The sequence below is a fragment of the Pelodictyon clathratiforme genome, from assembly GCF_982375515.1.
In genome coordinates this window covers 2,011,557-2,034,427 of record NZ_OZ455102.1, presented here as the reverse complement: position 1 = coordinate 2,034,427, position 22,871 = coordinate 2,011,557, and the positions used below count along the sequence as shown (strand labels likewise).

Annotated in this window: 22 protein-coding genes and 1 pseudogene; 12 read left to right on the top strand and 11 right to left on the bottom strand. The window is 48.7% G+C overall.

Going from position 1 to position 22,871, the window contains the following annotated elements; translation table 11 throughout:
• Positions 1-86: 86 nt before the first annotated feature.
• From nifB to nifH, 8 genes are all read right to left on the bottom strand, one after another.
• The gene (gene nifB, locus AC56AD_RS09875; protein ID WP_012508653.1) at positions 87-1,358 is read right to left on the bottom strand and encodes a nitrogenase cofactor biosynthesis protein NifB; all 1,272 of its coding nucleotides are present in this window, start codon (positions 1,356-1,358) and stop codon (positions 87-89) included.
• Between the two features lie 12 nt (positions 1,359-1,370).
• Positions 1,371-2,723 (bottom strand): nitrogenase component 1, encoded by a 1,353-nt coding sequence (locus AC56AD_RS09870; RefSeq protein ID WP_012508652.1) that lies wholly within the window; start codon positions 2,721-2,723, stop codon positions 1,371-1,373.
• Positions 2,720-4,081, bottom strand: coding sequence for a nitrogenase iron-molybdenum cofactor biosynthesis protein NifE (gene nifE, locus AC56AD_RS09865; RefSeq protein WP_012508651.1), 1,362 nt, complete (start codon positions 4,079-4,081; stop codon positions 2,720-2,722). The genes AC56AD_RS09870 and nifE overlap by 4 nt, the downstream gene beginning before the upstream one ends.
• A gap of 107 nt (positions 4,082-4,188) precedes the next feature.
• On the bottom strand, positions 4,189-5,571 hold the full coding sequence (gene nifK, locus AC56AD_RS09860) for a nitrogenase molybdenum-iron protein subunit beta (RefSeq protein WP_012508650.1): 1,383 nt from the start codon (positions 5,569-5,571) through the stop codon (positions 4,189-4,191).
• A gap of 26 nt (positions 5,572-5,597) precedes the next feature.
• Positions 5,598-7,232: a nitrogenase molybdenum-iron protein alpha chain gene (gene nifD, locus AC56AD_RS09855; RefSeq protein ID WP_012508649.1), complete on the bottom strand. Its 1,635-nt coding sequence runs from the start codon at positions 7,230-7,232 to the stop codon at positions 5,598-5,600.
• A gap of 36 nt (positions 7,233-7,268) precedes the next feature.
• Positions 7,269-7,646, bottom strand: coding sequence for a P-II family nitrogen regulator (locus AC56AD_RS09850; RefSeq protein ID WP_012508648.1), 378 nt, complete (start codon positions 7,644-7,646; stop codon positions 7,269-7,271).
• The gene (locus AC56AD_RS09845; RefSeq protein WP_012508647.1) at positions 7,647-8,003 is read right to left on the bottom strand and encodes a P-II family nitrogen regulator; all 357 of its coding nucleotides are present in this window, start codon (positions 8,001-8,003) and stop codon (positions 7,647-7,649) included.
• Between the two features lie 18 nt (positions 8,004-8,021).
• Complete coding sequence (nifH, locus tag AC56AD_RS09840; protein WP_012508646.1) at positions 8,022-8,846, bottom strand: nitrogenase iron protein; 825 nt, start codon at positions 8,844-8,846, stop codon at positions 8,022-8,024.
• Between the two features lie 731 nt (positions 8,847-9,577).
• On the opposite strand from nifH, the gene AC56AD_RS09835 reads away from it, so the two are divergent.
• The 8 genes from AC56AD_RS09835 (at position 9,578) to AC56AD_RS09800 (ending at position 19,039) form a co-directional block, all read left to right on the top strand.
• The gene (locus AC56AD_RS09835; RefSeq protein WP_012508644.1) at positions 9,578-10,477 is read left to right on the top strand and encodes an Rpn family recombination-promoting nuclease/putative transposase; all 900 of its coding nucleotides are present in this window, start codon (positions 9,578-9,580) and stop codon (positions 10,475-10,477) included.
• A 21-nt stretch (positions 10,478-10,498) separates the two neighbouring features.
• Complete coding sequence (locus tag AC56AD_RS09830) at positions 10,499-11,419, top strand: hypothetical protein (protein WP_012508643.1); 921 nt, start codon at positions 10,499-10,501, stop codon at positions 11,417-11,419.
• A 15-nt stretch (positions 11,420-11,434) separates the two neighbouring features.
• Entirely contained in the window at positions 11,435-12,517 is a 1,083-nt protein-coding gene (locus tag AC56AD_RS09825) for an AAA family ATPase (protein ID WP_012508642.1), read from the top strand.
• Between the two features lie 2 nt (positions 12,518-12,519).
• Positions 12,520-15,009, top strand: a complete 2,490-nt coding sequence (locus AC56AD_RS09820; RefSeq protein ID WP_012508641.1) for a formylglycine-generating enzyme family protein — start codon at positions 12,520-12,522, stop codon at positions 15,007-15,009.
• Between the two features lie 264 nt (positions 15,010-15,273).
• Complete coding sequence (locus tag AC56AD_RS09815) at positions 15,274-15,408, top strand: formylglycine-generating enzyme family protein (RefSeq protein WP_083765324.1); 135 nt, start codon at positions 15,274-15,276, stop codon at positions 15,406-15,408.
• 189 nt (positions 15,409-15,597) lie between these two features.
• Entirely contained in the window at positions 15,598-17,151 is a 1,554-nt protein-coding gene (locus AC56AD_RS09810; protein WP_012508640.1) for an SUMF1/EgtB/PvdO family nonheme iron enzyme, read from the top strand.
• A gap of 319 nt (positions 17,152-17,470) precedes the next feature.
• Entirely contained in the window at positions 17,471-18,337 is an 867-nt protein-coding gene (locus AC56AD_RS09805) for an Rpn family recombination-promoting nuclease/putative transposase (RefSeq protein WP_012508639.1), read from the top strand.
• Positions 18,338-18,430: 93 nt separating this feature from the next.
• Complete coding sequence (locus tag AC56AD_RS09800) at positions 18,431-19,039, top strand: hypothetical protein (RefSeq protein WP_012508638.1); 609 nt, start codon at positions 18,431-18,433, stop codon at positions 19,037-19,039.
• Positions 19,040-19,055: 16 nt separating this feature from the next.
• Here the strand turns inward: AC56AD_RS09800 and AC56AD_RS09795 are convergent, their stop codons facing one another.
• On the bottom strand, positions 19,056-19,223 hold the full coding sequence (locus AC56AD_RS09795) for a hypothetical protein (protein WP_223293896.1): 168 nt from the start codon (positions 19,221-19,223) through the stop codon (positions 19,056-19,058).
• On the opposite strand from AC56AD_RS09795, the gene AC56AD_RS09790 reads away from it, so the two are divergent.
• The 4 genes and pseudogenes from AC56AD_RS09790 (at position 19,212) to AC56AD_RS09775 (ending at position 22,370) form a co-directional block, all read left to right on the top strand.
• Complete coding sequence (locus tag AC56AD_RS09790; RefSeq protein ID WP_481859660.1) at positions 19,212-20,774, top strand: TIR domain-containing protein; 1,563 nt, start codon at positions 19,212-19,214, stop codon at positions 20,772-20,774. The genes AC56AD_RS09795 and AC56AD_RS09790 overlap by 12 nt on opposite strands.
• A gap of 1 nt (position 20,775) precedes the next feature.
• Positions 20,776-21,590 (top strand): annotated as a pseudogene (locus tag AC56AD_RS09785) (IS1634 family transposase); the annotation flags it as partial.
• Positions 21,591-21,654: 64 nt separating this feature from the next.
• Positions 21,655-21,906, top strand: coding sequence for a hypothetical protein (locus AC56AD_RS09780; RefSeq protein ID WP_012508636.1), 252 nt, complete (start codon positions 21,655-21,657; stop codon positions 21,904-21,906).
• Between the two features lie 113 nt (positions 21,907-22,019).
• Positions 22,020-22,370, top strand: a complete 351-nt coding sequence (locus tag AC56AD_RS09775; RefSeq protein WP_012508635.1) for a hypothetical protein — start codon at positions 22,020-22,022, stop codon at positions 22,368-22,370.
• Between the two features lie 48 nt (positions 22,371-22,418).
• Here AC56AD_RS09775 and AC56AD_RS09770 read toward each other — a convergent pair whose 3' ends face one another.
• The gene (locus AC56AD_RS09770) at positions 22,419-22,691 is read right to left on the bottom strand and encodes a DUF2442 domain-containing protein (RefSeq protein ID WP_012508634.1); all 273 of its coding nucleotides are present in this window, start codon (positions 22,689-22,691) and stop codon (positions 22,419-22,421) included.
• Positions 22,672-22,836: a DUF4160 domain-containing protein gene (locus AC56AD_RS09765; protein ID WP_397232529.1), complete on the bottom strand. Its 165-nt coding sequence runs from the start codon at positions 22,834-22,836 to the stop codon at positions 22,672-22,674. Before AC56AD_RS09765 ends, AC56AD_RS09770 begins: the two co-directional genes overlap by 20 nt.
• Positions 22,837-22,871 lie beyond the last annotated feature (35 nt).

The window sequence follows — 22,871 nt, the reverse complement described above, 5'->3', positions numbered from 1 at the left end:
CTTGAATGTTAAAAATTTTATGTCAGTAGTCAGTAGTCAGTAGTCAGTAGTCAGTAGTCAGTAGTCAGTAGTCAGTGGTCAGTAGTTTATCCGCATCCTCCGCCGGTGCCGCTGCAACTTGATCCGCAGGCATGGATCTGGCTGCTTTTCATCAGGTGTTTCAGATCCTGACCGTTAAAGAGGCCGTAGATTGCCTCCTCAATGACCCCCTCAAGAACCATGACCTCAATCCCGTTGGCCTTCATCACTTTTGTGGGCGAGTCGCCTGCTCCGTTGACAAGCAGCGCCCGGCAGTCTTTCAGGGTATCGGCCAGTGCTGCCCACCGCTCCTGCCCGCCGCCGGGAGGAGGAGCGGTTCTTGAATCGACAAGTACGCATGTTCCGGTATCGTCCATGCCATAGATGAGAAAGCGATCCGCTTCGCCAAGGTGCTGGTTGATCAGTACCCCCTCTATACTGCTGACGGCGATATAGGGGCGTATCTCATCGGGATTTTTAGGCAGTGCAGCAGCTTCTGCAAGTTTCTGCATAATTTCTTCACTGTTGATTTCGCCGATAATGCCGACTGCATCGGCGCGGCAGCGGGCGCAGTGTTTCATCTGTGGCAGATATTCGCTTGTCGCACTCTGAATTTCGCTGACCATATCCAGAGATGGTTCGGCAATATTTTCAAATACGGTTTCAGTCGTGCTGTAATAGGGCATACAGTTCAGGATATCGGCGCCCAGTTCAGCCACTTTCCGTGCGACCTCAATGACATGGTTATCGTTAATACCCGGAATAATAATGGAGTTCACTTTGGCGGTGATTCCTGCCGCCTTGAGCTTTTTCAGGGCTTCAAGCTGTTTGTCGATCAGCAGTTTTGCCGCATCAAGGTCGCGGTACATTTTTTTGTTGTGCCGTACCCATGCGTAGATTTCCGATCCGATAACCGGGTCAATGGCATTGATGGTAATGGTGACATGGCTTACCTGCAGTTCAGCAAGCTCATCGATATATGGCGCCAGATCGAGTCCGTTGGTTGCCATGCAGAGCAGCATTTCGGGATATTTTGCCCGAACCAGCCGAAGGGTTTCCATTGTCTCATCCGGATTGGCGAAGGGATCTCCCGGACCGGCAATGCCCACAACGGCAATGTTCGGTGAGAGGATCATTGCCTGATCAAGATAGTGCATGGCCTGACCTGACGAGAGGATCTTGCTCGTCACGCCGGGACGGTTTTCGTTCATACAGTCGAATTTCCTGTTGCAGTAGTTGCACTGGATATTGCATTTCGGTGCAACGGGGAGGTGGATACGCCCGAATTTGTGGCGCGACGCATCGTTGAAACAGGGGTGGTTTGCTAATTTCAGTGTCATGGTTTCCTCCCTTTACATATAAGTGTAACCGATTGATGAAGCATTCTGCCGCTCTTCGATAACGGTGTTGACGATCCGGTCAAAGAGTTCCTGGGTTCCCCTGTACCCAAGATGGTGCATTCTTTGTCCTCCGAAACGGTCGTGAATGGGGAAACCGAGCCGAAGCAAGGGGATGTTGTTTTTTCTTGACATGGTATAGCCCTTGCTGTTACCGATAAGAAAATCGGGTTTCAGTATTTTGGCTTCATCCTCGATATCGACAAAGTCAACCCCTTCACGTACCTTGATACCGAGTTCATCCATTGTGGGGATCAGCTCCCTGATCCTTTTTTTTAGAAGACCACTTTTTCCTCCCGAAGCACAGAGGAGGGGCGTCATACCGATCTCAGTGAGAAATGCGGTCATGGCAACCACAAGGTCTTCTTCACCGTAGAGAATTACCTTTTTCTCGAAAACATATTTATGGCCGTCGGCATAGGCGTCAATCAGCCTGCGTCGTTCATCGTCATATTTATCGGGCCGAGCCTTGCCGGTCAGTGTTTCAAGCAGGCTGAAAAATTTGTCGCTCTCCTTGATGCCGATGGGCAGGGAGAGATGATATCTTGGCACATCAAACGCCTCTTCAAGATAGCCGGCAGCCGATTTCGATGCTTCAAGGGTTGAACCGAACTCAATGCTTGCTGCGGCGCTTCCTGCCGATACAATAGCGCTTGCCGGAGTGCCGCCAGGCGGTATGCGATGATATTCGCCCCAGGGGCCGCCATCCATGGTCTGGGAATAGTCGGGCAGCAACATCACCGGAGCCTTGAAATCAGCGAAGATCTCCTTGAGATAGCGCAGGTCGGCTGGCGAGACCATGTTCGGAAAGAGGTTGATCAGGCTCTGCTCTTCGCCCTTCTCGGCCAGCGTTTTGACGGTCGCCCTGACTGCGGCATGAAAACCGTCAATGTGACTGCCCTGGTAGCTCGGCGTTGAGGCGTGAATCAGTATCGGCATTGGTGTGCCGTTTTTGAACTCCTTTTTATATTCCCGCAAAATTCCGGGCACATCATCGCCGATGGTTTCGCTCAGGCAGGTGGTTGCCACCCCGATAACCTCTGGTTTGTACTGATCAGAGACGTTTTTCAGTCCGATTTTCAGGTTATGGCTGCCGCCGAAGACGGCGGTTTCTTCATGAAAGTTCGATGAGGCAATATCGATCGGCTCTTTGTAATGGCTGATCAGGTACCGCCGTATATAGGTGGCACACCCCTGTGAACCGTGCAGGAACGGTACGCAATTCTCTATGCCCCGGAAGGCAAGACATGCTCCAAGCGGGTTGCAGAGTTTGCAGGCATTCTGTGTTGCTGTTTTTGCGTGTTTCATAGGGTACCTCCTTTTCGTGGAGCAAACTGCCATACCGGGCTCATGACCGATTGATAGACCTCCAGTGCAAAATTATACATGCCCTCAAATCCGGCCAGAGGGATCTTCCTCTCGTGGTTATGATCGCAGAAGCCGATGCCGAGTTTGAAAGCTATCGGGCGCTCCTTGACCCCGCCGATAAGCAGATCGGCCTCTTTTTCAAGAATAAATTTCGAAAGCTCGACGGGATTGGAGTCGTCCACAATCACCGTTCCTTCGTCGCACATCTCTTTCAGTCGTGCATAATCGTTCTTGTCTCCAGTCTGTGAACCGGCAAGAACGACCGACATGCCGATTGAACGCAAGGCCTTGATGAGCGAGAATGTTTTAAATGCGCCACCGACATAGATGGCCGCTTTTTTGCCCGTCAGCGCCTTTTTGAACTTCTGCAGTGAAGGGTAGAGTGTTTTTACCTCCTCACTGACAACCTGTTTTGCCGCCTCCATGATGTCCGGGCGGTCGGGAAAATATTTTGCAACATCGTAGAGCGATTTCGACATATCTTCAATACCGAAATAGGAGACCCGGATATAGGGAATGCCGTATTTCTCTTCCATCTCCTTGGCAAGCCAGGTCATTGATCCCGAGCACTGCACAACGTTGAGGGTTGCTCCGTGTGCCCGCCGTACTGCATCAATACGTCCGTCACCGGTCAGGGTTGCGACAACCTCGATGCCCATTTTTTCATAGTACTTTCTGATAATCCACGCCTCTCCGGCAAGGTTGAATTCGCCGAGAATGTTAATGCTGTACTTGCTGATCTCCTCGGTCGATCCCGTACCGATCAGCTTCATCAGGGCATGGCAGGCAGCCTTGTAGCCATCCTTTTTGGTGCCCTTGAACCCTTCGGAATGAACCGGCAATACCGGAATTCCAGTCTCTTTCGCAACTTTTTTGCAGACGGCATCAATATCGTCGCCGATAAGGCCGACAATGCAGGTCGAATAGATAAAAGCGGCCTTGGGTTTGTATTGCTCAATCAGTTCAATCAACGAGTGGTAGAGCTTTTTTTCGCCACCGTAAATTACATCCATCTCCTGCAGGTCGGTGGAAAAGCTTAACCGGTGCAATTCAGGTCCCGAAGAGACCGCTCCCCGGATGTCCCAGGTATAAGCGGCACACCCGATCGGTCCATGAACAAGATGAATGGCATCAGCTACGGGATAGAGTACCACGCGTGATCCGCAGAAAACGCAGGCACGCTGGCTCACAGAACCTGAAAGGCTTGAGGTGTCACATGCGATATCGGCCTGCGGCACTCCCTTTTTCTTTTCAAAAATCTGCTTCTGCCGTCCTTCGAGAATCGAGATCTGTTCCATAGCGTCTACCCCTTTACATAAAATATTGTTGTCCCTCTCTCCCCTGGGGGGCAGGCATTCTTTATGAACAAAATGCCGCCCCTGCAGGGCCGAAGAACTATTGCTGTTTACATGACCAGTTCAAATTTTTCCTCAAGAGCATCACGATCCTGGCGATCCATGAGAGCGTTGAGCAGTTTTTCGAGCAGTCTCAGTCCACCGCTGTAGCCGACATTCGGGAAGTAGCTGTGGCCGATACGATCGAGAATCGGGAATCCGAACCTGATAAAAGGAACATCTTCGTCACGTGCCATGTACTTGCCATACGTGTTGCCGATCAGCAGGTCAACCGGTTCATTTTTCATCCACTGGTGCAGCAGGAACATATCTGCCTGAAGACCGTTGCGGAAGTTTGTTTCCGGTGACCGTGCATCAAGCAGCAGGCGCATCTGTTTCTCAAAACGCTGACCGGGTGTGCCGCTGACGATATGAACGGGTTTCATGTTCAGATCGAGCAGGAACTCGGTAAGCGGAAGCAACTGATCCGGATCGCCGAAAAGCGCGACTCGTTTGCCGTACAGGTACTGTTCCATGTCGGCCATAACATCGACAAGACGTCCCCTTTCAGCAGTGATCTCATCAGGTACCTTTACCCCGGCGAGCTGGCTGAGCGTCATGATAAAGCGGTCGGTTGCAGAGAGACCGATGGGCATATCGAGCGTTTCGAACGGCACTTTGCAGCTCTTTTCGAGAGCGATAGCCGCCGGTTCTGCACTGATGCTTCCAAGCGCAAGGGAGGAGAGGCTGTCGCCAGCGCTCACCAACTCTGCCACTGTTGTGCCCCCTTTCGGATAAAATTCATGCTTGCCGGTCTGCGGTGCATCAAGCACATCCGAGGTGTCGGGGAACAGGACAATCTTGACGCCAAGCTCTTTCGTCAGGCGTTTGATTTCGCGCATGTCGGAAGGTTCCATCCAGCCGGCAATAATATTGAACTGGCGCTTTTTCACTCCGCTTGAGACGGCAAATTGTGTAGCAATACCCGTCACCATATTGGCGTAACCGGTAATGTGCGACCCGACAAAGCTTGGAGTGCTGGCAAAAATGAGATGCTTGCCTTCCGGGACTTTGCCGTCATCTTTTGCTTTCCGTGTGATCTGCTGCAAATCATCACCAATGGTTTCAGAAAGGCAGGTAGAGTGCACCGCAATGATATCGGGATCATAGACCGAAAAGATGGTTTCGATGGCAGCAAGGAGGTTTGCCTGGCCGCCGAACACTGAAGCACCTTCGGTGAACGAACTTGTTGCCGCCATGACAGGCTCTTTGTAATGGCGGGTCAGGGTACTGCGATGATAGGAACAGCATCCTTGTGAGCCATGGCTGTGAGGCAGACAGCCATGAATACCGAGCGCAGCATACATGGCGCCGATTGGCTGGCAGGTTTTTGCCGGGTTGATCGTCAGCCCTTCACGCTCTTTAACCTCTTTTGATGTGTGTCGTAATAGCATAATTTAATAGTCTCCGTTTTCCCTCATTACTGTGTCACGTAACTGGCCGCAAGTCCTGCACCGTTTCCGGCTTTTTCCCATGGAGCCTTGATCAGCTTCCAAACGGGATTGTTTACCATACGGTCGATGTCTCTGTAGAAGTTTATCGCTCCTTCAAAGCCAGTGTAAGGTCCACCGTAGTCGTAGCTGTGAAGCTGTTTCAACGGAATACCCATCTTCTGAACCACATACTTCTCCTTGATACCGGCGCAGAAAATATCCGGCTTGTAGATCTCGATCAGCTTTTCAGACTCATAGTGGCTGAGGTCATCAACAACCAGCGATTTACTGGTCATCTGCTTCATCATTCCGGAATAACCGTTGATTTCAAGCCCCTTTTCTTTCAGCGCTTCAAGTTCCGCTTCGGTTTTTCTCGGGTTGAAGAAGTCGGGATCTGCGACCACTTTCAGCTCCTCAATATTCTTGCTGTCGGCGTCAATCTTGATTTTAGGCAGTACGTCACGCCCTTCGTAATCATCGCGGTGAGCAAACTCGTACCCTGCAGCTACCGTCGTCATGCCCAGCTCGGAAAAAAGATCCTGGTAGTGATGGGCACGTGATCCACCGACAAAGAGCATGGCAGTTTTGCCTTTTGTCCTTGGCAATATCTCCTCAATCACCGCTTTCACCTTTGGTGTCTCTTCGGCAATCACAGCCTCAACCTTCGCCTTGAGCTCCTCGTCGCCAAAGTATTCAGCAATTTTGCGGAGCGACTTTGCCGTTGATTCTGCTCCGACAAAGTTGATCTTCATCCACGGAATTCCGTACTTCGTCTCCATCATGTCACCCATATAGTTGATCGACCGGTGACAAAGGATCACGTTCAGATCGGCAGTGTGAGCGTTTTCAATCTGGCCGACCGTCGAGTTGCCACTGAATGAGGCCACAAGAGTAATGCCGACCTTCTTGAAAATGCGTTCAATCTCAAAAGCGTCACCGCCGATGTTGTATTCACCCAGCAGGTTCAGCTTGAACTTGCCCACGCTCGGCGTGTTGTTGCGGCCAACCATGTGCTTGAACACACCGTTGTTGGCAATGTGATGGCCTGCCGACTGGCTGACACCCCGGTACCCTTCGCAACTGAAACCGAAAACGTTGCAGTCTCCCAGTTTCTCCTTCATTTCACGTGAAGCGGCATGAACGTCATCACCAATCAGGCCAACCGGACAGGTCGAGAAGATGGCAATGGACTTTGGATGAAAGAGGTCATAAGCCTCCTGGATTGCAATTTTCAGCTTCTTTTCACCACCAAAGACGATATTCTCCTCCTGCATGTCCGTTGAAAAACAGTAAGGGATATAGTTCTCATCCAGCAAGGTCTCGGGTCTGGTCTGGTTCCGGCGGGTCAACCAGGCATAAAAGCTGCAACCGATTGGTCCGTGTACGATGTTGACAATATCACGGGTAGGGCCGAGCACAACACCTTTACATCCAGCATAAGAACAGCCGCGCTGTGTGATGATACCCGGTACGGTACGCACGTTGGCCTGCACCTCAGGAATGATCTCCGGGTCATTGATGATGATCGACTTGGCCCGTTTTTTTGCAACCTTGGCCGGATATTTTTGTATCAGTTCCTCCCTGACCTGGGAAGGATCCGGATAAACTCTGTTCGCCTCCATAAAACTCTCTCCGTTTACACCTTGAAAATGTTATTCTTAGTTCAGCGCATCCCGCCCTGTTTCGCCAGTTCTGACCCTGATGGTCTCAAGAATTGGTGTTACAAATATCTTTCCGTCTCCAGGTTTACCCGTCTGGTTGGTCTTGATGATGACATCTACTGCGGTTTTACATAAATCATCAGGGACAACGACAGTCAGAATTCTCTTGGCTACAAGTCTTGGTGCACCGCCAAGCTGGGCAATGGCTTCCGGATGACCTTCAGCAGCGCCATTGAGGATATCATAATGAACCTGGCCCTTGCCTCGGCCCATCACCCTTCCTGTTGCTGTGAATGCCGGAATACCTGCATCGATCAGCGCCTTCTTGGTTTCGTTCACCTTGTTGATCCGGATTACTGAAATGATCTCTTTCATTCAGGCCTCCTTTGCTGCTGCGAGCTTTGGTTCACCCTCTTGTTCGCCGGTGCTGATGGTATAGACCTCTTCAACGGCTGAAACAAAGATTTTACCATCACCGAACTTGCCATCAGGGCCAGACTTCGCTTTATCAAGAATGGCGCGAATCACGAAATCCTTGTCGCTATCCTGTACCACCACAATCAGCATCTCCTTGGGAATTTCATCATAAATCACATCCCCGACGCGAAGTCCGCGCTGTTTGCCGCGACCGACAACCGGGATCTTGGTGACAGCAGGGTAGCCTGCGTCAAGCAGTCCCTGCATAACTTCGTACACTTTTTCCGGCCTGACGATTGTTCTGATCATTAACATGTTTGAGTACTCCTTTTATTAGTTAGCGATACCAAATTCAATGAGAAGAGCTTCCAGTTCTTCGATCTCAAGCGGCTTGGGGATGACAAACATCTTGTTATCGTTGATTTTCTGTGCAAGAGCCCTGTATTCATCTGCCTGCTCATGAGTTGGATCGTACTCGATAACGGTTTTACGGTTGATCTCGGCACGCTGCACAAAGTTGTTCCTCGGTACAAAATGGATCATCTGCGTACCGATTTTTTTGGCCAACTCTTCAATCATCTGGCGTTCGTTATCAACATTACGACTGTTGCAGATAAGGCCACCAAGGCGAACTCCACCGGTATCGGCATATTTCAGGATACCTTTACAGATGTTGTTGGCAGCGTACATGGCCATCATTTCACCCGAACAGACGATGTAGATCTCCTCAGCTTTACCGTCGCGGATCGGCATGGCGAATCCTCCGCATACAACGTCACCAAGCACATCGTAGAAGACATAATCGAGATCCCATTCATCATCAAAAGCGCCAAGCTGTTCGAGAAGGTTAACAGAGGTTATGATACCACGACCTGCGCAGCCTACGCCTGGTTCAGGACCACCGGATTCGGTGCAACGGGTATTTCTGTAACCATCTTTGATGATATCTTCAAGTTCAACTTCTTCACCCTCCTCGCGAAGTGTGTCGAGCACGGTCTTCTGCTGCAGTCCACCGAGTAGCAGACGGGTAGAGTCAGCCTTCGGGTCACAGCCAATAACCATGATTTTCTTGCCCATTTCCGCAAGACCGGCAACCGTGTTTTGTGTCGTGGTTGACTTGCCGATGCCACCTTTTCCGTAAATAGCTACTTTTCTCATTTTCGTACTTTTTTAGGTTTTCATTGCCTTTCTCGTCAACTCTTCAGGCTTATCCTGTCTTTGCCCTGAATAGTTATGCTTTTAAGGAGCAAGATGCGTGCCAAAGTCGTAGCTTTTGCCGGAAAAGTTTTTTGGAATAAACAGGGAAGTGGCCGTACAGCCGCATGGCAGAAGGGTTTCAGCCTTTTGCGAGAGGGCTGTTTTTTTTATTTGAGGAGCAGAATGAGCAGGATGCAGCGGGCCATGAATGAAGGAAAGGGCTACAAAGCTGTAGGAAAGTCTCGAAAACTACATATTGGTAGGAAACCTGAGGGATAGAAACGAGCAACAAGAGGGTAGCTGTGAGCGCTCTCTCTCCGAAAAATCAGCTCTTCCTTGCCACAGCTCACGGTAAAACGCTGTAACCGTAGATAAACTGGCCGTTGATCAGAGTGAATCCCACAAAAATGTAGGAAAGCGTGTCCGCTTACTGAGGATTGTGCCGTGTGACGCCATTTTTTGCTTTTCATAAAAAATAAGCCACACCCATCATTTGTCCAGCCAGCAGAGTGGTTTGCTGAGCTGGAAAGTTGCCCTCATAAGCAGTTAAAGAAGAAAAAGTTGTATACTTTGGTCAACTATACGTTAAAATATGCAGTCAAGATGTTGCGCCGATTAACACCGGTGGCCACGGTGCTGAGCAGCAATACAATTTACTCCCCGTTTTTATTGATCATGAACCGGATACAACCATGTGCAAAATAAATCCCCGCGTCGATTTCGCCTTTAAAAAGCTCTTTGGCAGCGAAGAAAACAAAGATCTGCTCATCTCCCTCATTAACGCCATCGTCTCCGAAGAGGATCAGGTGGTGGAGATTGAGCTGAAAAACCCGTACAATCTGGCGGATTACCGTGCAGGAAAAATCTCTATTCTCGACATCAAGGCTAAAGCTGAAAATGGCCGCTGGTTCAATGTTGAGATGCAGATAAGTGAAGACTACAACTTCGACAAACGGGCTATTTTCTACTGGGCCAAGCTGGTCACCGAACAGCTCAGCGAAGGGATGATGTACAAAGAGCTGAAGAAAACTATCAGTATCAACATTCTCGACTATAACTTTGTCCCTGATACAACGGAGGTTCACAGTTGCTACAAAATCATCAATACCGCCACAGGAAAGGATGACCGGTTGCACGACGTTTTTGAACTGCACTACATTGAGCTGAAAAAGTTCAATAAACTGCACCATGAAATTAGCAGTACACTTGATCGCTGGACGACCTTTTTAACGACAGCGCATCAGCTTGACCGGGAGCATACACCCAAAGAGCTTGCCCTCGACAAAAATATTGTGAAAGCCATTGCGGCCATAGATCGCATGTTTAATGAAGAGGAACGTCAGGTTTATGAGGTTCGCAAGCAATCATTGGTGGACGCAGAAAGCAAAATTGCATCGGCACTGGAAAAGGGCATGGAAAAAGGCATGGAAATGGGACTGGAAAAAGGAAGAGACGAAGGAATCAACGCAGCATCAAAAACAATTGCGCTCAACTTGTTGGGCAAAGGCATTGCTATTGCCACCATTGCCGAAGCCACAGGTTTGAGTGTGTTGGAAATCACCTCTTTATCCCAGAAAACGAGCATCCCATAACATTCAGAATATTCAAAACGAATGACCGTTGAAGAGATCATCAGGATGTTCGATAATCCCGCAATTATTGGCGATGCTTTGCTCGAAGCGGCGAAGTTGCCCTTCAGGGGTGACGACAAGGTACGCTTCGAACAAAAACGGCAACACTATATTGATGGATTGACCGATCATGAGCGGCCACGCTGGGTTGGCGAAATGAAAAACTTTCTCTCAATGTATGATGGCTTAATTGTTGCCACAACCGATGGAGAAGGCTTCAGAAACTATACATTTGACAGGGACAATCAGTGGCATTATCTGGACAAGGTGAATTTCAGAGAGAGAGTAAGAGAGATCTGCTGGGACAGTGATAATGCTGTTAAAGTGATTTTTATTGAGAAAAACGAAGATGCGCTTTCAGATCAGATGGATGAAATCCTGAAATCATTTATCAAGGAAGATCATGAAGAGATTCATAAGAGTTTGAGCCCTCCCGAGGGGAAAATGGGTCATATTATTAACTTCGACAACAGGGAAAAACTGGAAAAGTCCTGGGCTGATTTTATGAGAAAGTTTTTTCATGTTCCACCAATCCATGAAAAGATTCCCGGGGAGTTACGAAAAACGGACTTTTACGCCAAGTCACATATTATTGTGCACTCTGTTGGCAAGCTTGACAGCGCTTTTCGTGACAATTTTCAGCTCTATTACAGCTTCTGGGCAGCATTGGATCCCGAGCACCCTGTTTTTCTTTGCCTGTTTTTGGAAGAGCATTCATTGCCGAGGGATATAGAGCCTTTGCCCCACTGGATACTCTGTTATTGCGATCAATATGAAACCGTAACGCCGTATCATTTCTCCTGTTTTTTTAAAGACAATAAATGCTATCTGAGGGATGAAGATCTATGCAGGTGCACTCCAATGTCTTTTAGTGATGCGGTAAAAAAACTACACTATTGTTAACCCTGAAATTGAGCAATGAAAAAATATAATTTCTACGCGAACAGGGACGAAGAGAACAGGAACTGCCATCCATCTGAAAAGAACTTAAAGCCGTTCCATCTTAGTCCGGATGAGCAGTTTCCCATGACCAGACGGGGTGACGGTTCTCCGGTTTCGGATGCTATCAGACGGGGCGAAGGGTATACACCTTCCGAGGAGCTGAAGCGGGCAGTCAATGTGGCGTTGATGCTGCACAAGCCTTTGTTGCTCACCGGTGAACCCGGCACGGGGAAGTCAGATCTTGCCTATCATCTTGCCGACCATTTCGGTTGGGGCGAGGTGGAGCCTTTTGCTACAAGAACCGATTCCGTGGCAACCGACCTGCTCTACCGGTACGATAGCCTTGCCCACTTTCATAAGGTGAATATTCAAAAAGAGTGTGGCAGCGAATTGACTGCTTCAGAGATTGAGACGCTGTTCATCAGTTATGTTGCGCTGGGCCGGGCAATCTGTGATTCAATCGGCCAGAATAACAAAGGCCTTCCGAAACGCAGGGTTGTGCTTATTGATGAAATCGACAAGGCGCCCCGCGACCTGCCCAACGATATACTGACGATTCTTGAGGATATGAGCTTTGAGGTGCCGCAACTCAAAACACTCAATGGTAAAGAAGGGGCCATTTATAAAAAAACAGGTAATGATGCATTCAAACCGGTTGTTATTCTCACCAGTAATTCCGAGAAGACCCTGCCCGAAGCGTTTCTTCGCCGTTGCGTCTTTTTTCATATCAACATGCCTGATAAAGAGCACCTGATGGAAATTCTGGCGGGCAAAAAGTCGATTTTACGCGGTATCACGGAACCGGAGAGCAGTGCGTTTATCAACCTTTTTTTTACGATTCGCGATCTGGTAAAAGGGAAAAAACCGGCCACACACGAATTGATTTTATGGATATGGTGGATGCGAAAGCAGGGGTTTACACCCGCTGACATCTACCATTATGATGAAACAGCAGAAAATGCGAAAACCCTTTTGAGCGGAATCTCTGTTTTAGCCAAGGAGGAAGTTGATCTGACGAATCTTACCGAGGCCATAACATCACATGCTCTCAAGGAATAACGATGGATTCGCTGGCAACCTCTATTTCAGCCAATCGGCACTATCCGTTCGATGAGTTTTTTACAATCCTGCAGGAACAGGGTTTCAGCTTTGGTATTGACACTTTTGAAACAGTACACTACCTCATCATAAAGGCCATTGAATCGGGTGACCTGGAACAGCTCGATATGTGGTTATGTCCGGCGCTCGCTCATTCCGCAGAACAGCAGGCGACATTTATTGAACTCTACAAGCGTTTTTTTATTCCTTTTCTTGAACAGCAGAAGCCCGAAGCTGACGGCAAGGAAGAAAAATCGCCGATGTCAACAGGAAAGAGCGATGTACCAAAAACAGGCGGCCCGGCAAGGCAACAACAGAAAGAGATCGATGATGAGAATCAAAAAATAGTGGCCTCGCTGAAAGCCCGAAGCAGCGGCTCCTACATGTTTGAGCGCTTTGTGCAATCGACGGAGATTGAGAGCGACCCTCTGTTGCTCAGGGTTGTGCGCCAACTCCGCTACACAGAACACTCAGGTCGCTACTCCTTCGACATCGAAAAAACGATTCGCCAAACTATCCAAGAAGGTGGTTTGGCAAAACCTGTTTTCAGTCCTGCCCGCCGCCATGTCGAATACCTGATGCTCATTGACCGCAACAACTCGCGTGACCATCAGGCGCACCTCCACAATAACCTTTATGAAACACTGAAAGCAAACAACATCTTCGTTGAGCGCTTCTATTTTGGTTATTCGCCTTTACTTTGCAGCAATCCCCGCCATCCCGGGGGTATTGCATTGAAGGAGATTCTGAGTCTTCACGAACAGGCCGTGCTGTTGATTTTTACTGATGGGTTGCAATGTGTTGATACCCGTCGAGCCGCCGTGTTTTCATGGACAGAGATCTTCAAAAATTGGCAGCGTCGCTATTTTTACACGTCCGAGCCCCCCGCGTTGTGGGGTGAACGGGAGCGACTGCTGCAGGAGCTCTTTCCCTTCGTCTTGCCGCTTTCAGTTGAGGGAATGCAGATAATGGCTGCTGACCTTTCATCGGATGCAGGCGCCGATTTCGATTGCCTCCACTACTGGCCTGATCATGCCGACTATTCATTGGTGCCCATAAAAACCGAAGGAAAAAAGCTCGACTACATCGGATTGTTTCTTGACGATCAACTCAAGCGCTGGATTGCAGCCTGTGCGATCTACCCCGAACTCGACTGGAATCTGACCCTCGCATTGGGCAAGATGTTTTCGACTGAAAAGAGCGTTTTGCCGTCATGCAAGAGTATCAGCCAGTTGTTGCGTCTCAACTGGTTCACAAAAGGGACAATTCCTGACGATTTTCGCAGGGCACTTCAGCAGCAGTGGCTGACTTTTGAAGAGCGTGCCCGTGTCTATCAATTTCTCTACGATCAGCTCAGTCAGAACCGTCCACTTCAGGGTGAAGCTGATTTTGAGAGCTGTACCCTGCAACTTGCCGTTTACGAATTGCTTGCCGAAACGGATAAAGAGCTTTTCGAGAAAAAAGCGCGGCAATTGGTCAATACCCTTGAGCAGACAACAGAGTTGCTCGATATGGTGAGCATTCATCTGATCAATGAGCATGAGTATAGTCCGGTATTTTTTGACATTCCGGACGATGTTTTGCGACGTATGGGACTGGACCCGGCACTGATCAGAACAGCAAGAAAGGTGCCCCCAAACTTTGTGCGCATCCCCGCAGGCGAATTTGCCATGGGCAGCCCGGAAGGAGAGCCAGAGCGATATGGCAGTGACGAAACGCAGCATCAGGTCAAGGTGAGTGAGTTTTATCTGTGTAAATATGCAGTTACCCCTGCCGAGTTTAAAACATTCATTGACGAATCCGGGTATCAGACTGACGCCGAAAAAGCGAACAGCAGCGGGATTTGGGATGGAAAGGAGTGGAAAGACAAAGAGGGAGTAAACTGGCGGCATGACGTATCGGGTAAAAAAAGGCCATCGGATCAGTACAGTCATCCGGTTTTGCATGTAAGCTGGAATGATGCTGTGGCCTATTGCAAGTGGATGACGGATAAAACAGGAAAGACTTTCCGTTTGCCAACGGAGGCTGAGTGGGAGTACGCCTGCCGGGCAAAAACAACCACACCCTTCAATACCGGTGAGAATCTTACAACCGATCAGGCAAACTATGACGGCAACTATCCGTATAACAATAATGCCAAGGGAAGATACAGAGAGACTACGGTTGCGGTTGGTAGTTCTGAACGATTTGAGCCTAATCAATGGGGATTATTTCACATGCACGGTAATGTCTGGGAGTGGTGCAGCGACTGGTATGGGGGCAATTATTACGAGGAGTGCAAGACGAAAGGTACGGTTGAAAATCCGGTTGGCCCCGAAACCGGTTCGGGCCGTGTCTTGCGTGGTGGCGGCTGGAACGGCAGTGCGAGGGGCTGTCGGTCGGCTTATCGCGGCAGCGACGCCCCCGACTACCGCAGCCGCAGTGCTGGCTTCCGCCTGGCCTTCGTCCCGTAGTCAGTTGGCAGCTCATTCCGCTCTTTACTTTGAGCAAGAGAGAGCTGACAAAAGAGTTGAGAACGGCAGCGAGGGACGAGCGCCGTGCACAACTCTTTTGCTTCAGCGAACGACACAGAGCCGCCTCGTGGCGGCCGGATTTTTTGGGGAGTACAGAGACCATACCATGCCATTGGTGGCCTTTACAGAGTATGCCAATGCAAGAGAATTCAGAAAAAAAGTGTATAGTAACTGGTTTGCTTGTGAAGAGTAAGGGCATCAGTCGTGGGTTCGAACCGTGTCCTGCGTGGTGGCAACTGGAACAGCAATGCGAGGAACTGTCGGTCGGCTTATCGCAACAACGACACCCCCGACAACCGTAGCAACAATGTTGGCTTCCGCCTGGTCTTCGTCCCGTAGCTCAAAGTAAAGTCGGATGACTGCCTCTGAACAGATTGATGGCCCTGTCCCTGAAATTTCAGGGCGAAGAGCAGACGATGCAATGCCCGTTGTTGGTAGGACGAGCCGGATAGCCGTTTCGAAGACTACGGGCATTTTTTTTACCTGGAAAAAACGGCAGAGCAACGCCCGAAAAAAAAGATAAAAGGTATGACTGTGGATGAAATTTTCAGGTTGCTCGATAATCCGGCAACGATTGGCGAAGCCTTGATTGAAGCGGCGAAGTTGCCATTCAGGGGCGAGTACAAGATTTTGTTTCAGCAAAAAAGGCAAAAATACATTGCAGGATTGAGCGATTATGAAAGGCCAATCTGGGTTGGTGAAATGAAAAATTTGCTGTCGTTGTGTGAAAGTTTATTTGATGGTGACCCCCGTGAGGTTAAGAGAGCCAGCACGTCTGACGGAGTGTATAGAAGCTGGGAGTTCAAGAACGATATTTTTATCAGCTATGCCCAGGAAGATCGGCAACGGGTTGAGCCGATTGTGCAAGAGCTTGAAAAACTTGGATGGTGTATCTTCTGGGACAGAAATCTTCGAGCTGGTCACAATTGGCCCATTGAAATCTCCAGAGCCCTTGATGAGTCGCGTTGTGTGCTTGTCTTCTGGTCTTTTGCTTCAGTAGATTTGAATAAACATCATTGGGTTAGGGAGGAGGCCGAGACGGGAAGAAAGAGGGGGGTTCTTGTTCCCCTCTGCATTGATGATGTGGAACCGCCACTTGGATTTCGGACAATTCAGGCTGAAACACTTGTTAACTGGAAACAGAACACTTCACATCCCAAGTTCCTGCAACTTATTGAAGCAATTGCATCCCAAGTTCCTTTGCCTGGAGATTTGCAGCGGAGAGAGAGTGCCGTGCGATCACCAGTTCCACCACCCATCCAGCCGAAGGTGTTTTCGGACTTTGTGCTTATCCGTGGCGGTATTTTTCCTATGGGAAGTCCGACAGGTGAAGTTGACAGATTTGATGACGAGACCCAGCATCAGGTGAAGGTTAGTGACTTTTATCTGTGTCGTTATACGGTGACGGTTGCCGGGTTTCGGGAATTTATCGAAGCGTCACGGTATCGCACTGATGCTGAAAAAGGAGATGGTAGCTATGTTTGGAATGGCAATGAGTGGAACAAGATGGCTGGCATTAACTGGCGTTATGGCATCTCGGGCAGTGAGCGGAATGATGCAGAAGAGAACCATCCAGTATTACATGTGAGCTGGAATGATGCGGTTGCCTATTGCAAATGGCTGTCGGCAACAACAGGAGAGGCTTTTCGTTTGCCGACGGAAGCCGAATGGGAGTGCGCCTGTCGGGCAGGAACCACAACGCCTTTCAATACGGGAGAGAATCTGTCGACCGGACAGGCGAACTATGACGGCAACTATCCATATAAGAGTAATCAGAAAGGAGTGTATCGGGATAATACGGTTGCAGTTGACAGTTTTTCCTCTAATGCGTGGGGTTTGTACAACATGCACGGCAATGTCTTGGAGTGGTGCGGAGACTGGTACGGAGATAAATATTACGAAGAGTGCAAGACGAAAGGTACGGTTGAAAATCCTTCAGGGCCAGCAACTGGTTCGTGCCGGGTCCTGCGTGGTGGCCGCTGGGTCAGCTATGCGAGGTACTGTCGGTCGGCTTTTCGCAGCCTCGGCCCCCCCGACTACCGTAGCTACTTTGTTGGCTTCCGCCTGGTCTTCGTCCCGTAGTCAGTTGGCAGCTCATTCCGCTCTTTACTTTGAGCAAGAGAGAGCTGACAAAAGAGTTGAGAACGGCAGCGAAGGATGAGCGCCGTGCACAACTCTTTTGCTTCAGCGAACGACACAGAGCCGCCTCGTGGCGGCCGGATTTTTGAGCAAGGAAGCGCCTGTTCCCCGGTTCGGTTTCCTGTGATACGCATGGTGAGCACAAAAATTCTTGTACTTCGATCAACTATACGTTAAAATATGCAGTCAAGATGTTGCGCCGATTAACAGCGTTAGTATAATTTTCTCCCAAGTATTGTTGATACATGAACCGGATACAACCATGTGCAAAATAAATCCTCGCGTCGATTTCGCCTTTAAAAAGCTTTTTGGCAGTGAAGAGAACAAAGATCTGCTCATCTCCCTCATTAACGCCATCGTCTCCGAAGAGGATCAGGTGGTGGAGATTGAGCTGAAAAACCCGTACAATCTGGCGGATTACCGTGCAGGAAAAATCTCTATTCTCGACATCAAGGCTAAAGCTGAAAATGGCCGCTGGTTCAACGTTGAGATGCAGATAAGTGAAGACTACAACTTCGACAAACGGGCTATTTTCTACTGGGCCAAGCTGGTCACCGAACAGCTCAGCGAAGGGATGATGTACAAAGAGCTGAAGAAAACTATCAGTATCAACATTCTCGACTATAACTTTGTTCCTGATACAACGGATGTTCACAGTTGCTACAAAATCATCAATACCGCCACAGGAAAGGATGACCGGCTGCACGACGTTTTTGAACTGCACTACATTGAGCTGAAAAAGTTCAATAAACTGCACCATGAAATTAGCAGTACACTTGATCGCTGGACGACCTTTTTAACGACAGCGCATCAGCTTGACCGGGAGCATACACCCAAAGAGCTTGCCGTCGACAAAAATATTGTGAAAGCCATTGCGGCCATAGATCGCATGTTTAATGAAGAGGAACGTCAGGTTTATGAGGTGCGCAAGCAATCATTGGTGGACGCAGAAAGCAAAATTGCATCGGCACTGGAAAAGGGCATGGAAAAGGGCATGGAAAAAGCATCGAAAGCCATTGCACTCAACTTGTTGGGCAAAGGCATTGCTATTGCCACCATTGCCGAGGCCACAGGGTTGAGTGTGTCGGAAATCACCTCTTTATCGCAGCATACGAGTGGCGAACAATAAGGGTTGGTTTCGCGGGTGAGTTGTTCAGGGCAAGTGGCATACACAGAAGTACAACGGCCTTTACACTTCATTTCTCAACATAAGGAAACAACGATGGGATTCTTCTCTCCAAAACCAGCCTGCCGGAAATTTTTCACCTACGCAGAAAAAACGCTTGATTTCACCGCACTCTCTGCGGGTTTGTCTTCCCTTGCGTTGGCAGATGTTGATATCAATCTCGGTCAAATCAAGCTCTCTCCCGAATTTGTGAAAGTATCCGAGAAGCTTATGCTCCTTGATTTGCAGCAGCACGACCTCTGCCAGACCATTGCCAATATCAGGGACAAAAGCGAGCGCGACAGGATGTTCAGCAAACTTGCAGAGATCAAGATGGAGATGATGCGTATGGCCGCACACCCTGAAGCCTACGAGCACCGGGAGCTGAACCCGACTCAGAGCGAAAGCCAACTGAAACGGGCAGAGGGCACCACCGACACTATTCTTGCTTCCTCCGTCAGTAAAGCAGGCAAGCAGATCATGCAACTACTCGATAATCCTGCAACCATTGGTGAAGCCCTGATCGAAGCGGCGAAGTTACCATTCAGGGGTGATGACAAGGTACGGTTTCAACAAAAACGGCAGAGATACATTGATGGACTGAGTGATCATGACAGGCCACGTTGGGTTGGCGAAATGAAAATTTTTCTTGCACAGTACCTTTGATTGTACCCCATAATATTCAGAAGAGGCAAAACGAATGACCGTTGAAGAGATCATCAGGATGCTCGAAAATCCAGCGACCATTGGCGAGGCGTTGCTTGAAGCGGCGAAGTTGCCCTTCAGGGGTGACGACAAGGTACGCTTCGAACAAAAACGACAACACTATATTGATGGATTGAGTGATCATGAACGGCCGCGCTGGGTCGGCGAAATGAAAAACTTTTTGTCGGTGTATGATGGCTGTAGTGTTGGTGCAACCGATGGAGCAGAGGCGCCACCCGGACCGCAACGCAATGAGTTTAAAACTGATATTTTTATAAGCTATGCCCGCAAAGACCTGAAACGGGTTCAGCCAATTGTCAAAGAGCTGCAAAAAAAGGGCTGGAGTGTTTTCTGGGATCTGGAGATTCCTCCGGGTGAGAGCTGGCGGAGTTATATCAAGAAGAGGCTGGATGAATCACGGTGCGTGCTTGTTTTATGGTCTCATTTTTCCATCACTTCCGAATGGGTCATTGCCGAAGCAGATGAAGCGGATAAAAGGGGGATTCTTGTTCCAGCGCTTCTTGACGCCGTTGAGCCTCCATTTGGATTGAGTCATATTCATGCCGCAGACCTTTCTGACTGGAAAAAAGATACCTCTTGTAGGGCATTCAGGGAACTTGTGAATGCTGTTACCTCAAAAATCTATTCTTCAAAACCAGCTCTCCCGGGTAAAGCGCCAGATACGGTTTCAGCTCCAGTCCCGAAGTCAGCACCAGTAAAGGTATCCTCAATGTCGAAGCTGCAGCCTCTGCGTACGAGGGTTGAAAAAGGGATCTCAGCAGTTGCGGGCCTAAGAACCTGGCAAGTCATAAGCTGGAAAACATTAATTATTGCCTTATTAGCATTAGCAGTAGTCATGGTGTTTATTCTACCAAAAGTTATTTCGTATACATCTAAAACCGTTGAAATACCTAAAGGCCAAAAGATACTGAACGACACTGAATCAGGAAATAATGAAGGTAATGACTTAAAAATCCTTTTTGCGGATAGTTTCAATAACTGGGACTACAACCACTGGCAAAATGGCACTTCAAACTTTTCGTTTTACGGACGCACTCAACAGCGCCAATTGCTTCCAGAAGGAAAAAACGGTGTGTTACGTCTCGAACTCGATACATACAACCCAATCAATGGCTCTTCACCATCCTTCTATGGAACAGAAGTTATCTCTAATCAGACATTTTCCCCTGGAGTTTCTGTCGAAATCAAGGCTTATTTCGAAAAACCGTTGGCGGCTGGTATTGTCGGAGGCATGTTTCTCTATAATTCCACCGGTACCTTCCATGACGAAATCGATTTTACAGCGGTATCGAATAGGCCCAATCAAATTCAGACAAACTTCTATGCGAATGAACCCCTTGGCGCAGGTCATCCTGCTTTTAATCCAATTTCAGGTGCGTTAACCGATGAGCACACCTACCGCATTGAGTGGTTCAAAAATGCAATATTATGGTATGTTGATGGTCAGTTGGTTCGGGAGCAGACAAATGCTATTCCACAGCATCCGATGGCACTTCACATGAACATCTGGGCTCCGGCGGCTGATTGGCCAATCGCCTTCAACGGAGCACTGAACCCGGTCACAAATCCAGTCGCCAATACCGCCTTCTTTTTTAATATCAATTCTGTGCGCGTCGCGCAGTTGCCGAAAATTCTATCTGGTACAACACAGTCAAGAATAAAAATACAGTATTGAAAACCTGGCATGGTTGACACAGAATCAGGAGCGCATTGAGCGGAAGTTATTCAAGTAGCATTCGACAGTTGCAGGCCCTGAGTTATTGCTCTATGATTTTACTTCATCATATCTTGAAGGGATGGAGAATGTGCTTGCTGCCTTTGGGTACAACCGAGATGGAAAAAAGGGGAAGAAGCAGATCGCGTTATCGGCTTGTTGTGTACAGCAGATGGCGATCCGGTTGCTGTCCGGGTATTTGCAGGCAATACCGGCGACAAGTCAACGGTTGCAGAGCAGATTCGTACTGTTGCCAACACCTTTTGAATTGACGAGATCACGATGGTTGGCGACAAAGGAATGATCAAAACACCACAGGCCAAAGAGTTGACCGAGGCGGGATTTCATTACATCACCTCACTCTCAAAACCAGAAATCAGGACACTGCTCAAGACGGAAGTGCTGCAAATGGATTTTTTTGATAATGATCTGTATGAGGTTGAAAATAAAACAGAAAGCGTACGATATGTGCTGAGAAGAAATCCTGTTCGAGAGGCAGAGATGGCAAAGAATCGCCAAGAACGGGTTAAAAAAATCCAGCGTTACGTTGAAGAAAAAAACAGCTATCTCGCCGGTTCCGTCAAACGTGACCAGGATGTTGCACAACGCTTTCTTCAGAAAAAGATCAGCCAGTACAAGCTCAACGATGTACTGGAACTGACCCATTAGGAGAGGGTGTTCAAGGTAACGATCAATGAAGAGATCCTGAAAGGAGCAGCTCTGTTCGACGGCTGTTATGTGATCAAAACCGATGTAAAGAAAGAGCGTCTTTCGACCGTGTAAAGCGGCGATAACTGTTGTCAATCTTTTGGGCCTTCGGGTGATTCTACGATACAACCATGTGCAAAATAAATCCCTCTGCGTCGATTTCGCCATAAGCAGTGCTCTCGATCGCTGGAGCAGTTTTTTAACGACAGCGCATCAGCTTGACCAGGAGCATACTCCAAACGAGTTGGCTTCCGACAAAAATATTTTGAAAGCCATTGCAATGAACTTGTTGGGCAAAGGCATCGAGATCGCCACCATTGCTGAGGCCACAGGTTTGACGGTGTTGGAAATCACCTCTTTTTCGCAAAAGGGCGGGGATGAATAATCAGGTCGAAGCAATAAAAAAACTGCTTTGTGAACGGTAATGGAATCATATTTTTTTTGCAATTTTGAGTTATGGTAGTCGTCGCCCCGGCATCAAACTCATCATCTATCATTATGCAATCATTCCTGCATCGTCATCTGAACATTGGAGCAAAAGGGCAGAAGGGTTCAGCCTTTTCATGTTGTGGCTCCGATTCTGTTTCTTCCAGGCTGAAAGCTGAACCACTCAAGCCCTCTCTTGTCAGCTCTTCATTGCTCGCCTCTTTGGGCCTCTTCGCCATTGGAGCGTTCTCCATCGGTGCGCTCGCTATCGGCGCCGTGGCTATTGGCCGACTCGCTCTTGGTAAACTTGTCATTGGCAAAGCGCGTATTGGTGAGCTTGAAATCGGCAAGTTGCTTGTCGCGCATTGTGAATGTGACTGTGAAGGGAGCAAGAGCGCAGAAGAGCCTTGCAGCGTGAAGTGAAGCGTGCTTGTTGATGGAGTTTGTCAGATACTACATTTTTCCTTCTCCTTACGCCGATATTTTTTTTCTTGATCGTTGTGCGGGAACTCCATACAGCATCCCTTCTGCACTGATATCTTCGTCAATATCAGGCCAGTGAATGCCGATACCGTTACCAATGATCTCATAGTTGTTTCTCTGCTCCACGGAGCTTTCGGTTAAACGCCATGACCAAATCAGGGGAACACTGATCGTTCGCCCGTCATCAAGAGTTGCGGAAATCACCTCGTCAGTGATTTCAACGGCACTGATCCTTGGTTCATTATTGACCGCAGTGTTCATACCAGTAACTTTTTATGAGGTTGCTTTCAAGCTGGATTACCTTGTAAATGGCATTAAGCTCTTTTGACGAAAAGCCGTGGTTTTTTGCCAACGAAAGAGGTTCCACCCAGAACTTGCAGATTTTGCTCTCTTTACTCACATGCACGTGCAAAGGCTCGTTACAATCGAAGCTAAAGAAAA